The organism is Fibrobacter sp., assembly GCA_024398965.1.
GTDB lineage: Bacteria > Fibrobacterota > Fibrobacteria > Fibrobacterales > Fibrobacteraceae > Fibrobacter.
Window position 1 is genome coordinate 1 of the sequence record JAKSIF010000061.1, and the last position, 12124, is coordinate 12124.

Sequence of the window (12124 nt, forward strand, 5' to 3'; positions counted from 1 at the left end):
GGGTAGGTCGCTTGAGGCGGCTGGTAACAGTTCGTCCAGAGAGATGGTCATCGCCCCGCAAGGGGTACAGAACCCGGCTTATAACTGCCCCACGATTTTAAGGTCCTCCTGGCCCATGGCCGGGAGGATTTTTCTACATTCAAACTGTGATCGACAAGAAACAGTTCAAGAATATCGTTTTACGTGTGGAAATCATCATCGGCCTCATCGCCATGATTTTTGGCATTGGCCTTACCGTGATGGTCTGGAGCGAAGGCTACTTCATTGGAGCCCTCATGCTGGTTGTTACAGGGCTTATCAGCGTATTTCTTGGAATCAAGGAACTGATTGCGCCCATGGACAACATGTTCCAATGGCTTCCCCTATTCTTTATTGTCGTCAGACGAGCATTCTTCTTCTTGAATGTAGTCCTTTGCGCCTTGGTCATTGGCACCATGGCAAGGCTCATCAACTAGGTCAACCGGCAAAGCCCATAGATAAATTAAAGAACCCCGCTGTATAAGCGGGGCTTTTAAATTCATAGTGAACAGCTGTTGTTCAAAAGAGACTAGGCTTCGCCACCCTTCTTGCTGAACTTGTTCACAACGTCGGGAACGATATCCATGACCTTGCTTACCAGAGAACTGTCCTTGGTCACAGGCATGATGCGGACGTCATCGCCCTTGATTACCAGGAAGGCCACCGGTTCAACAGAAGCACCACCACCAGAAGCAGAGGTATCGCCCTTACTGGAATGACCGCCAAAGCCGAAGCCAACGGAAACACGGCTCACCGGAACCACGGTGGATTCGCCAGCCTGGATAGGATTACCGATAACCGTTTCTGCCTGGGTAATGAAACGGAGCTTTTCTAAAAGAGTTTCTGCAAGTTTTTCAATAGCCATATCGTTAATATATAAAAGTAAGGTTAAACTGTCCTAGAAACTAGACTCATATACACGGTCACTGGCCACAAAGAACTTCCGTTCCAGATCAAACCAGTCAAGGTAGCCCCAGGCCACAACCACCCGACCTCCGGGAAGGCGGCTGGCAATACCTCGTGCCTCGGTATTATTCTTGTCGATGCCCTTTACCGTAAAATAGACACAGTCGTTGTCCTTGGCAATTCCAGAGGGTTCCACAGCATCGAGCTGTTGAATCCAGGATTCAAAGTCATCCGATTCCACCAGTTCCCAACTGCGGGCCACGTTCCAACGTAAATTGCCATCGCGATAGCTCTGCACCAGCATAGGGAAAACGGACTGAACCCCAAGGAAGAACTTTGTCTGAATGGAAGTACGCCCCTGCTCGCGGTGTTCAAAGGGCAAGCTCAGGAATTCCTGGGGAAAACCGCCTCGGTATCCCGGAAAGCTACGGACGTAATTTTCCAGGTCGCTTCGTTCATAGTGGCGGAAGCTGTCGTGTCTAAAGATGAAAATGCGCTGGTCGGCACGAATACTCTGTTCTAGGAAAGAGCCTCTCAAGATAGGCACGCTACCTTGGAACCTTCCGCTATTCATGTAGTAGTCCAAGGCATAGACGTCACCCTTGAATTCTAGGATGGTAACATCCAGCGTATCACCAAGCATTACCGGATAATGGAGCTTAACAGTCTTGACCAAAGGCTGATTGGCCTCGGAAGAATCTACTTCCACATTGACCGGACTATAGCCCTTGTACTGGATATCCTTGATATCCACCACAACCGGAGGTTCCTTACATCCGGCCAAGGCAAGAAGCATTGCTGCAGCTATGATGGAAAACGTCAGTTTCATCTAGTACCATAGTTACAAAATTCATAGAGCGGGCATTGCTTGCACTGGGCCGTCTGAGCCCTGCAAATAAAGTCCTCCGATCCATTTTCCAGAAAGAACTGCAAGCTATGGGCTGCAAGATAGGGATTTTCTGGAGAAAGGGCCTTGAAATAGTCCGTTGCCATGGCCTGTTTTTCTTTTGCAGTCAGTTCCGAAAAGACATGTTCCTTAGACGGACCGAGAATTGCAAGAAAACGTCTTGCCCCCATGGTCAAGGGCAAAGGCGGTAAAGGGCCTTCCTTGGGCTTTGCCATCGTGACGCCTCCGTACAGAAGACGGAATATGGCTGCACAGGCCTTAGGTCGAGGGTTGCTTTTTCCCATGAAGTAGATTTCACCCAGATCGCGCCACATTTCCCGAGGGGCGCGAGAAGCTATCCAAGCGGATAAATCCTTATGGTTCCTGACGAAGGAGCCTACACTCCAGAAGATGCCCGCGGCGTGTTCCTTTAAGGACCAGCGGGGAACGACACTATCTATAACAGAAAGGATGTCCGATTCCCTGGGAACCGGTAGCGTCCAAAGCCCTTCGTTCGGGAACTTTTCAAACAGGCCCTGAAGAACCTTGACAAATTCCGCGTAAGAAATACTCTGGAAAAGGACCGTGCCAAGTAGCGTCCAAGCAATTCTTGCGTTTTCTGAACTTGCCTTACGGGATACGAAAAGAACAGGATCAGGGACCGTAGAAAATTTCTGCACAAACTTGACGGACGCTTTGAACAGCGCCGGTTCGTCATGTATAAATCGATCTGCAGAAACCGCCATAGGCCAACAGCGTTAGAGGGCCTCGCCCACCTTAACGGCCTGGCCAACACGGTTCTTGAAAAGTTCCGGATTACGTTCGCGGATCTTCTTGTCTACAACGAGAATAACGGTACTACCCATTTCAAAACGGCCCAGTTCGCCACCCTTTTCCACACTAATGGTAGCCTTGGGCATCCAGTCGAAACGTTTCTTGTTGCGAGGAAGCTTGCCTGCGTTAACAAGCAGTTCATCGGTATAGGCTACGCCAATGCGGCCTACGTTGGTCGCACCAACCTTCACCACCAGCATTTCGGAACCATCATCAAGGCGAAGATGACTGGTAAGGCGTTCATTGATGCAGAACAAACCTTCTACACGTTCTACGCTACCCACATTTACCGGCCACAATGTACCAGGGCAATAGCTTGCATCAAGAACCTGGGCTTTGGCAGGGCTATGGATTCTATGGTAATTGAAGGGTGCCAGATAAATCGTGGCAAAGGCTCCACCTTCAAAACGCTTAGCCATTTCTTCATCGCGAAGCAAATCCTTAAGGGTATAGGTCTTGCCCTTGGCCTGAATCAGTTCCTGCTTTTCGTCAAAAGTTGCAGTCTGGGAAAGCACTCCATCTACGGGGCTTACAATTTCGGAATCCGCAATGGGACGCATGCCCGGCTTAAGGTGACGGATAAAAAGTTCACCGATGTTGGCGTAATGTTCCAGGGGATATTCAGATTCATCCATATTCAGCTTGTAGTAGCTGCAGAACATGTTACGTGCAACCTTGGAAATCACCGGAAGACGAAGACGGGTCAAGGCACCAAAGGCGCGGCTTGCCGCATTCTTCGGCAACAACCTCATAAAAACATAAAATGCAGAATTCATAGGGGTAATGATAGAAAAAAGGTTAAAGGTTAAAGGTTAAAGGTTAAAGGATGAAGGTTAAAGATCTTTACACTTTATCCTTTCCGCTTTACGCTAATTAGTGGGCTTCCAGTTTGCTGAAATCTACGGAGAACATCTTCCACAACCGCTCGGCAAAGGGTTCCGCCCATTCCTTTTCGGGAGCAACACGGCTTGTCGTTGCCGCATTATACTTGGCGTAAGTCAAGAAGACAAGCTCTCCATAACGGGCATCCCAGAGGGTCCAGAGGATCTCCCAGGAAAAGCCTCCACTTTTTCCAAGGTCCGGTTTCATATCCACATTGACAGTAACAGGAATAGACAGATAGCGAAGGCCGTAGCGGCTTGCAATATCGTTCAGGAAATTCTTGAATTCCTTGGGAAGTTCGCGGGTCAAGTCCTGCTCGATCCCATCACGTTCTATCCAGGGGGTAAAATCTCCCAATTTCTTTTCTTCCACAAAGACCGATTCCAAAAGCTTTTGGGACAATGTATCCAGATAGCTGGAATCTGCATCAGGGAGCCTCATGCCTGGCAGCATCAGTTCACGGCGCATTTTCGGGAAGGCTTTCACAAACAGGGAATCTTCTACGCGGGCCAAGTCAAAGTCAACGGCGTCGGCACTATATCCGTGGCAGAACTTGCAATTCTTGGGGCGGGTAGCTTGAACCTTCAAGGCAGGAAATACACCGACAACCGCACTAGAATCGATTCGTTCGTAAGCGGTCCTATTCCATTCGCGATAGAGCATCTCGTCGGAAATACTCAACTCGATATCGCCACGTTTGCCGCATTCTTCACAGGGAGTGTCCGCCATTCCGGAATCACCACCTTCGGAAGAACCTCCACCAGCGTCATCCCGCATTCCCGCACAGGAACACAGAACAAGAGTGCATACAATTACAATAAAAAAGTACCACTTATTTTTCAAAACGTCCTCTTACCGCAACTTTCTCAGCCAATTGCTTTCTTATAAATCTAAAACAGTTAATCCAGCATGATCGTGAATGGGCCATCGTTCACTAGGCTCACCTGCATATCGGCGCCAAAGCGACCGGTCTGCACCTGAGCTACTTCCTTACGACATTCAGCAATGATGTACTCGTACAGTTCATTGGCCAGCGTGGGATTACCGGCACCATTAAACGTAGGGCGATTGCCTTTATTGCAGTTGGCGTACAGAGTAAACTGGGACACCAGAAGCAGTTCGCCATTTACATCCTTGATGCTCAAATTGGTTTTTCCGTTTTCATCTGCAAAGATGCGAAGATTCATCATCTTGCGAATGAAGCGATCAGCCACTTCTCGGGAATCATCTTCACCGACACCGATCAGGACCATATAGCCCTTGCCAATTTTACCCACGGTCTCGCCACCGATGTCCACCTGGGCCTGAGTTACTCGCTGAATTAAAAACTTCATAAGACTAATATAGACAATGAATCATTCAAAGAAAAGGAAACTACATGCGCATGTGCTGGCAAACTGCTCACGCATTCGCGAGTAAACAGCTTGCGCATTTGCAAGCTTTTCCCTTTTTAGGCTTTTTCAAACAGCTTTCGAATTTTCGAGACGCTATTCGTTTGCGTCAAGGCAAGACGTAAAAGAATGGCGGCCTTTTGCGGAGGAAGTTCGCCTGCTGCAATCGCCGAAGGGGCAAGGCTTGTATTGAGGGGCACCATACCATGATTAATGCGGGAGGCAACCACCACGGGAATCGGCATGCGGTCGGCGATGTCCGCCAAGGATGCAGCCCACTTCAGGCTAAACTCGCCGGCTCCCGCTCCCGCGACAACCAGACCTTCCGACACGCTAGAAGCGAATTCCAGAATGCGAGGGTCTGCATCCACGTTAAAGTACACCACATTCACCCGAGGTAAATCCTGCAAGCCCGACACATCAAAGAAAGGCATTTCCCTAGGGGCAGCCATCTCGTCGGAAGCCATGGGCTGCAGCCGGCTGGCGCTACACTTCTGGACGCTTCGGGCATCAAACAGTTCTTCGCCAAAATAAATCCACACGTTCATATCGGGCTTGACGTCATCCGTCACGAAACCAACCGCGGAAACGACCGCTCCCAGCAGGTTTGATGGCCCATCGGGATTTTTCGCCGTGGCTGGCCGCATGGATCCCGTTATAACAACAGGCTTATCCGTACGTAAGGTAAGGCTAAGGAAGTAAGCAGTTTCATCCATGGTGTCCGTACCATGGGTTATAACGAAGGCGTCGATTGGACTTGTCCCCTTTCCGTCTCCATCGTCAAAGCCCTTCTCCGCGATTTCATCAATTCGCCTTGCCAGTTTCAGCCACAGTTCCGCGGTCATATCGTCAGAGTTGACATTGCAAACCTGCTCCACCCATACATTGGCATATTCAGATATTTCGGGAACAGCCGACACCAGGTCGGCTCCACTCAACTGGCCCGAGGTATACCCCAGGTTTTCGCCCGGCTTGCCCACGCCGGCAATGGTCCCGCCCGTAGCAAGAATAACGACGTTCTTTTTCTTCCCCATATCCTTATCTCACCTCGTTAAGCAACTGCTCTGCAGTAACCGAATACATATCTTGAAGAGCCTTCTCCACACCAACATTTCGCAGGTTCTGGATGAACTTTCTAAAATAAACAAAGTCATCGTTACGTTTGAACAAACCGTCAATCATACGTTCGGAATACCAGTAAAGCGTAAGAGCCACATCCGTACGTTTTTCGTTGACAAAAGGTTCCGTTAGGGCGGCCAGCGAAGGAACCGGTCCATCAGGCCTAGGCTTACTGCTGCGTGAACCATCTATTTTTTGAGCAATTCCTTCGTTAATCCACAGAGGAACCTTGGAACGGGTCATGGCACGAACAAAAGCATGGGTCAATTCGTGGAACAACATCGGCCTATAAACTTCCCGATAACGCATCGCACCTACAGGAACACGAAGCTTTCCATCAAAGACTGCACCAACCCAATCTGGACGAGGTCCTATACCTTGGTATTCTGCCGACTGGTACAAAACAAGGCTCATCTTGTTTTCGGGATAAAACTGGAACAAACGGCACAGAGAATCGTACGCCACTTCCAGCACACTAAGGGCTTCCAGGATATCAGCGCGGGCAGGACGTCCCTCAAACTCCAAACGGAAATGAGCCGAACGTTCCAGCTGCAAGGTTTCCATTTCCTGAATTAGGGACTTGGATTTTTGTTCAAGGTATTCCAAATCCTTATTGGAATAGCCCAATCCATTTATATAGGCAACGCAATCCTCGTAACGTTCCTGTTCAAAAATAATCCCAGCCAAGTGAAGCTGAAGGTTCTTATCGTCCGGCGATTCTTGCAACAGGAGCCGGACGTTTTTTTCGGCGCAATTCCATTCACCAGCCTCGAGACATTCATTGGTTTCTGTAATCAAGGCCTCGTGTTTTTCAAAGGCTTCCTTTTCAGCCAGTTTCTGTTTGAAAACACTGAAGCCAACTGCAAAGGCTACAGCGAATCCTGCAACACGAAGAACCGAGGATGCGGTCATGATTAAACCTTGCCACCGCCGGCTTTCTTGTACCGTTCGCGAATGAGCTGCAGGTCATGCTGGTATGGATTTCTCTTGAAGTCCTCGAATGCCCAGGCCGTAGGGTGAAATTCGCCCTTAGCGTAAGTCAAAAGCATATCAAGCCAAACGCCCTTCCCGCCGTAAAGTTTAAAGGGGCCACGCTTGTAGCTAGGCAGTACCACCTTATCTAGGTCCATATAACCGATATCGATATTCACATGGCGATGATCGGGGTTATCGCTTGTGGCCGTGGTTAGTTCCAGCGCATTGCTCCTTTCCTTTTCATCCACGATTGTCTCTGGGGAAATCGTCTTTACAAAGGATAGCACTCCGCGATACAGGCCATCACCCATTTCCGGAGTATAATAGGATGTTTGATCAAACGCAAACAACTTGCCTTTATGTCGAATCGGGCCCCATGTTTTTTCCAACATTTCAAGAACGGCAAGGTCCCATTGGGATCCCTTCTGGAGTACAAAGGCGATCAACTGAGCCTGTTCAGAAAATTGCGAAGCTTTCATATCTTTAGTGAGGGAAAATCATTAAACTTTTACGCAACAAGTCCAGCTGCTGTTCGCTAAATCCTTCATAAGGAGTCACTGTTTCCAGCGGGAACATATAGTTGGATGCATCAGGACATTGAGAAACATCAAAACCGGCAACACCGGCCGCGGCAACCGTCGTGCGGTAATAGGGAATAGCCCTTACACGAATATCCGTTTTTAATTCGGACGACATTTTCTTATAAAAAGCGCTATTCATCAAGGGCTTGCAATACGGAGTATCTTCCAAGCCATCTTCCACATTGGAAAAATCCATTCTAGATTCAACATCAGCCCGAGTAGACGTGGTATGTCGCAAGCCAAAGAAATGACCCGTTTCATGAAGAGCTGTTTCTGTTATTTCTTGGATGGACAAGGGAGTTTGACCATTCCTGGTCTTTACGTAAGCACCTAATATGACCGTACTCCCCTCTCCTTCGCCAAGATTTCCGCTAAACAGATTTGAATAACCGATAACACCTTCGTCATCAATGTAGTGAACAAGAATGATGTCCAAGGCTTTTTCCCGACCAGGCCACCCACCAAGTTCGCTCATCATCATGTCGTCCCCACTTGCAACCCAAGGTTCATTTGCAGGATACTTGTTTCCAAGAGTGGGATGCTCATGGGCGTAATTCACGTAAAGAGTGTCAACAACAACACTTGTATAGAATTTCCTATAGCTAGACAAAAGATTTTCAGCAAGTTCTTCTACGGTAAAACCATCCAAACGTTCCGGCACATTCCCCACAACCGTCAAGTTCAGGGAAAGATGGTCAGAGTACGAACCTTCCCCCGTCATTTGCAAATTTCGTATAGGGCCTTGATAGAAACGTCCATCCAGTTCCAGCGATGTAATCCAATAAGTCGCCTTATTCTCTTCGCACGTAAAAGCGTATTCGTAACGATTCCCGTCAACCTTTGGTTTCAACACACGAACCTGGCTCACGCTATAGGATCCGGCCTTATTTACAAACAATCTGAAAAGTTGCAAATTGGGAATTCCTAGACTGGAATCCGTCTCAAAGGAAAGCACATAATGCCCATTCGGGTGAACATTCAGCATGATTCCATGTGAAAGATTCGCCGCCGCGGAATCATTGACCGCCATGTCATTAGGAAACATTTCAAACAGACGAGCATTATCCGGAATCAGGACGACGGGATCGGAATCCGAATCTGTGGAACATCCGGAAACAAGAGCCATCAGAGCTCCTAAAAGGAGTCCCCAAAGACCAACTTGTACTTTTTCCACTTTTTTACAAATCATTTTCATAAAACACTCGTCGAATTTCGCCCTAATTACGTGTTAATAAGTAGGGCCCTAAGCAATATAGGTTTTAAATGCAAAAGAAAACAAGTCTTATTAGGCAATATGAAGCAGATTTAAAAGAACTGGTAGTTCCTATCATGGGAAAGCCCGCTTTACTGAGCGCCTTGATATTCATTCTTGTTTTTTCAAGTCTGGATGCAACGAACTTTGCACCCGTTTTGCTGATTCCAATCATATTCATCACTCATATTTTACCCAAATCGTTGCAATGGGTTATCTTGTTTTCTTTGTCAACGGCAATCGTCTGCCACGAGTTCCATAGTCAAGATTTATCAAATCCAAGGCAGGATGTTCTTGAAAAAGCCTGTGGACTTGTTGAAACAACCCAATCGAAACCCAACGGCATCGTAAACGTCATCAAGGTTACCGCAGACAGCCTTGGCGGAAAGATTGAAAAAACGTTTCGAATCCGGCTCACGGAAAAAAGAACCCTGATCCATAACCCCATGCCAGGAGATTCAATCTGCTACGAGGCCAGCTGGTATCCCATAAGCGCCCCTACCATTCCAGGTGCTTTTGACACCCGTAATTGGTTAATGTCCCAAGGGTTTTCCGCATACGGCAAATACATACACTGGACCGTATTCAAGCACAAATGGATTCCAGAGGAAAGTTTCTACCGATTCAGAAAATGGATCCAATCAAGATTCTCGGACTATCTTGATCCTGCCGAGACCGGATTACTTCTGGGATTACTTGCCGGAGACAAATCAGGCATTCCCGATATGCTTCGCAGTGATTTTCAAAGATCCGGACTTGTTCACGTACTAGCCATCAGCGGATTCCATGTTGTACTCCTTGCAGGAATGTTGATGATTTTGCTAAAGGCGACTGGGTTGCCACATCGCCTAGTTAGCATACTTGCTGTTCTTTTGCTACTAATTTACATTCCAGTAACCGGCAGTTCTCCTGCAGTTCGTCGCGCAGTACTTATGTTTGCTGTTCCTCAAATCGGATCACTGTTTCAAAGACACGCAAACACTTTAAACAGCCTAGGCGTTGCACTGCTGTTCATCATGATTCCCGAGCCTAGTGTCATTTGGAACCCTGGATTCCAGCTATCTGTTGCCGCGACAGCCGGAATTCTCATTAGTGGATCCCTAAATCCGCTTAAGGGACTTCCAGACTTTCTAAAGAAAAGTAAGGCTTGGAACCTGTTCCAAGGATATATTCTCGACCCAACCTACGTTACGCTTTGCGCCACGCTTTCTACAGCGCCATTCCTCATCCATCACTTCAAGACACTATCCCCGTTTGCATGGTTAGGCAACATCGTGATTGTCCCCGCCATTTCCATGGGAATGCAGGCTGGGTTATTTGCTCTTATATCGCCATTAGATATTCTTAGGGAACATTTTTGCTATGCCGCACGTTTTTTTCTACGGTTGGCCTCTCTCCTTACCAGAATTCTTTCCGACTCATCAGAGGCTTCTGTCTCAGTGGGACCCTTCGGCCCATCTATTCTTCTACTTTGTGGCGGGTTGATTATCCTTGTTCCCTTCAGTAGAAAAAATAGGCTGGTCAGAAAATACGCTCTTTTTTGCGCATTACTTTTCTCCATCGTGTTTAGCTACGACAGTTTTCATAGGGCAGATCATCCCTGCTGGAAACTAACCACAATTGATGTCGGACAAGGAGACAGCCACCTCATTACAACACCATCAGGCAAGCATCTACTAATAGACTCGGGAGATTCCGAAGCTCTCGCCGGCAAAGGCAAGAAAGATTCTGGCAAGGACATTATCATACCATATCTACACCATATAGGAGTCTCAAAACTAAGCGCTCTCATCATAACCCATCCGGACTTGGATCATTATGGAGGAGCGTTGTCCATCTTAAAAACCTTTCCCGTAAATGAGCTCTGGATTACAGACTGCGCCCGTATTGAAGACAAAAGAAGTTGGCAGCAAGTCATTGCCGAATCACTAAAACGAGGCATCCCCATCAGAGACATTTCCAGAGGATTCCTTTGGAAGGAAAAATTTTTCGAATTACGAGCCATTCATCCCGTAACAAGCCGATGTATTGACGCAAATACCCAAAGCATCACCTTTAGGGCAGCAGGTCTCGGCCATTCTGCAATTTTAACCGGAGACTTGACTATCGCCGGAGAAAAAGAAATCATGAAAACAAACATTTCGCTGAAAAGCGACATTCTTAAGCTAGGTCATCACGGTTCCAAGACATCGACTAGCAGAAAATTTCTTGAAAAAGTACAACCCGATTATGCAATCATCTCAAGTGGCAAGCGTAACCGTTTTCGTCATCCTAGCAAGCAGATTATTCGGCGCCTTGATTCCCTTTCAATTCCTTACCTAAATACAGCAGAAAAGGGAACCATCCAGATTGATTTTTGGAATGATTCCCTTCGGATTAAGACAATGGTCGATTAACATCACAGGGCTGTCAACACGTACAAGCCTATGCTTTTCTGGTTGTTATTGTCTTCTTGCAATACACCAATATCAAATTCAACGCGAACCCTGGTTGCACCAAACCCGATTTCTATTTTCGGGATAATGTCCACCATAAAATCGTCACTGATATGTCCAACACTTGCCGACGAAGTAATTTCAATCATACACAGGAATGAGTTTCCAAAGTGAAGTGTTGGAATTGTTCCGAAACCCAGTTTGGCAATACCGTCATCATCGGTTACACCGTCAAGAAAACCAACGCGAGCTTCATAGGCGTTAGAAAAATTCTTTGCGATAAAATAGTCCTTGCCATAGGTAACTACAACGGCACTTCCATTATTCCGATTCAACCCAAAATAGCCGTCAAGTTCTAAAAAGGATTTACCAAAGCGATACCTACCTCCGAAATCAACGGAAGCCTCCACATTATCTAGCTGATTATACGTGTAGATATCAACTTTCGCACCAATGTCCCAATCCTTGGCTACTTGTCCCATAATGTTTACAGGGAACAGCACTTGATCTCCAAAATCAGACCGCAGGCCCACTCCGGCAGCAAACTTAGGAGACGGTCTAGACTCAGGACCAAAGGTGTAACGCATATTCCACATACGGTCCAATGCAAAGGAATTTACGGAAAGCAAGCCCACAAGGGCCATAACTGCAGACTTAAAAAATTTCATACGCATCAAAGTTAGTTAAATTTGTTTCGTGAAAAAAGAGGTTATCATGATTGAACCACGTCCAGAATTATCTAAGCTTTCTGATTACGTCCCCGGCAAGTCCATGGACGAAATTCGTGCCAAGTACGGCCTTACCGATGTGGTAAAGCTGGCTTCCAACGAAAACCCCCTCGGCCC

The 12124-nt window shown here is 47.3% G+C and carries 13 protein-coding genes; 2 read left to right on the forward strand and 11 right to left on the reverse strand.

Going from position 1 to position 12124, the window contains the following annotated elements; genetic code table 11:
- Positions 1-146: 146 nt before the first annotated feature.
- Positions 147-455, forward strand: a complete 309-nt coding sequence (locus MJZ26_13360) for a hypothetical protein (protein MCQ2106765.1) — start codon at positions 147-149, stop codon at positions 453-455.
- Between the two features lie 92 nt (positions 456-547).
- Here MJZ26_13360 and MJZ26_13365 read toward each other — a convergent pair whose 3' ends face one another.
- From MJZ26_13365 to MJZ26_13410, 10 genes are all read right to left on the reverse strand, one after another.
- Positions 548-883, reverse strand: coding sequence for a sporulation protein (locus MJZ26_13365; protein ID MCQ2106766.1), 336 nt, complete (start codon positions 881-883; stop codon positions 548-550).
- Positions 884-916: 33 nt separating this feature from the next.
- Positions 917-1753 (reverse strand): hypothetical protein, encoded by an 837-nt coding sequence (locus MJZ26_13370; protein MCQ2106767.1) that lies wholly within the window; start codon positions 1751-1753, stop codon positions 917-919.
- Positions 1750-2556: a hypothetical protein gene (locus MJZ26_13375; GenBank protein ID MCQ2106768.1), complete on the reverse strand. Its 807-nt coding sequence runs from the start codon at positions 2554-2556 to the stop codon at positions 1750-1752. Before MJZ26_13375 ends, MJZ26_13370 begins: the two co-directional genes overlap by 4 nt.
- A gap of 12 nt (positions 2557-2568) precedes the next feature.
- A complete protein-coding gene (asd, locus tag MJZ26_13380) occupies positions 2569-3396 on the reverse strand; it encodes an archaetidylserine decarboxylase (GenBank protein MCQ2106769.1) in 828 nt (275 codons plus the stop codon).
- A 121-nt stretch (positions 3397-3517) separates the two neighbouring features.
- Positions 3518-4303 (reverse strand): hypothetical protein, encoded by a 786-nt coding sequence (locus MJZ26_13385; protein ID MCQ2106770.1) that lies wholly within the window; start codon positions 4301-4303, stop codon positions 3518-3520.
- Positions 4304-4425: 122 nt separating this feature from the next.
- Positions 4426-4860, reverse strand: a complete 435-nt coding sequence (dtd, locus tag MJZ26_13390; GenBank protein ID MCQ2106771.1) for a D-aminoacyl-tRNA deacylase — start codon at positions 4858-4860, stop codon at positions 4426-4428.
- A gap of 116 nt (positions 4861-4976) precedes the next feature.
- Positions 4977-5951, reverse strand: coding sequence for an asparaginase (locus MJZ26_13395; GenBank protein MCQ2106772.1), 975 nt, complete (start codon positions 5949-5951; stop codon positions 4977-4979).
- Positions 5952-5955: 4 nt separating this feature from the next.
- Positions 5956-6948, reverse strand: coding sequence for a hypothetical protein (locus MJZ26_13400; GenBank protein ID MCQ2106773.1), 993 nt, complete (start codon positions 6946-6948; stop codon positions 5956-5958).
- Between the two features lie 2 nt (positions 6949-6950).
- The gene (locus tag MJZ26_13405; GenBank protein ID MCQ2106774.1) at positions 6951-7490 is read right to left on the reverse strand and encodes a DUF4416 family protein; all 540 of its coding nucleotides are present in this window, start codon (positions 7488-7490) and stop codon (positions 6951-6953) included.
- 4 nt (positions 7491-7494) lie between these two features.
- The gene (locus tag MJZ26_13410; protein MCQ2106775.1) at positions 7495-8718 is read right to left on the reverse strand and encodes a hypothetical protein; all 1224 of its coding nucleotides are present in this window, start codon (positions 8716-8718) and stop codon (positions 7495-7497) included.
- Positions 8719-8855: 137 nt separating this feature from the next.
- On the opposite strand from MJZ26_13410, the gene MJZ26_13415 reads away from it, so the two are divergent.
- The gene (locus MJZ26_13415; protein MCQ2106776.1) at positions 8856-11240 is read left to right on the forward strand and encodes a DNA internalization-related competence protein ComEC/Rec2; all 2385 of its coding nucleotides are present in this window, start codon (positions 8856-8858) and stop codon (positions 11238-11240) included.
- Between the two features lie 2 nt (positions 11241-11242).
- On the opposite strand, the gene MJZ26_13420 is transcribed toward MJZ26_13415, so the two are convergent.
- Positions 11243-11947 (reverse strand): hypothetical protein, encoded by a 705-nt coding sequence (locus tag MJZ26_13420; protein MCQ2106777.1) that lies wholly within the window; start codon positions 11945-11947, stop codon positions 11243-11245.
- Between the last annotated feature and the right edge of the window lie 177 nt (positions 11948-12124).

Excerpts from the sequence above, each read along its gene's own strand:
- asd (MCQ2106769.1), bottom strand. The coding sequence starts at position 3,396 with ATGAGGTTGTTGCCGAAGAATGCGGCAAGCCGCGCCTTTGGTGCCTTG.
- MJZ26_13385 (MCQ2106770.1), bottom strand. The coding sequence starts at position 4,303 with ATGCGGGATGACGCTGGTGGAGGTTCTTCCGAAGGTGGTGATTCCGGA.
- MJZ26_13375 (MCQ2106768.1), bottom strand. The coding sequence starts at position 2,556 with ATGGCGGTTTCTGCAGATCGATTTATACATGACGAACCGGCGCTGTTC.
- MJZ26_13365 (MCQ2106766.1), bottom strand. The coding sequence starts at position 883 with ATGGCTATTGAAAAACTTGCAGAAACTCTTTTAGAAAAGCTCCGTTTC.
- dtd (MCQ2106771.1), bottom strand. The coding sequence starts at position 4,860 with ATGAAGTTTTTAATTCAGCGAGTAACTCAGGCCCAGGTGGACATCGGT.
- MJZ26_13370 (MCQ2106767.1), bottom strand. The coding sequence starts at position 1,753 with ATGAAACTGACGTTTTCCATCATAGCTGCAGCAATGCTTCTTGCCTTG.
- MJZ26_13405 (MCQ2106774.1), bottom strand. The coding sequence starts at position 7,490 with ATGAAAGCTTCGCAATTTTCTGAACAGGCTCAGTTGATCGCCTTTGTA.
- MJZ26_13410 (MCQ2106775.1), bottom strand. The coding sequence starts at position 8,718 with ATGGCTCTTGTTTCCGGATGTTCCACAGATTCGGATTCCGATCCCGTC.
- MJZ26_13395 (MCQ2106772.1), bottom strand. The coding sequence starts at position 5,951 with ATGGGGAAGAAAAAGAACGTCGTTATTCTTGCTACGGGCGGGACCATT.
- MJZ26_13420 (MCQ2106777.1), bottom strand. The coding sequence starts at position 11,947 with ATGAAATTTTTTAAGTCTGCAGTTATGGCCCTTGTGGGCTTGCTTTCC.
- MJZ26_13400 (MCQ2106773.1), bottom strand. The coding sequence starts at position 6,948 with ATGACCGCATCCTCGGTTCTTCGTGTTGCAGGATTCGCTGTAGCCTTT.
- MJZ26_13415 (MCQ2106776.1), top strand. The coding sequence starts at position 8,856 with ATGCAAAAGAAAACAAGTCTTATTAGGCAATATGAAGCAGATTTAAAA.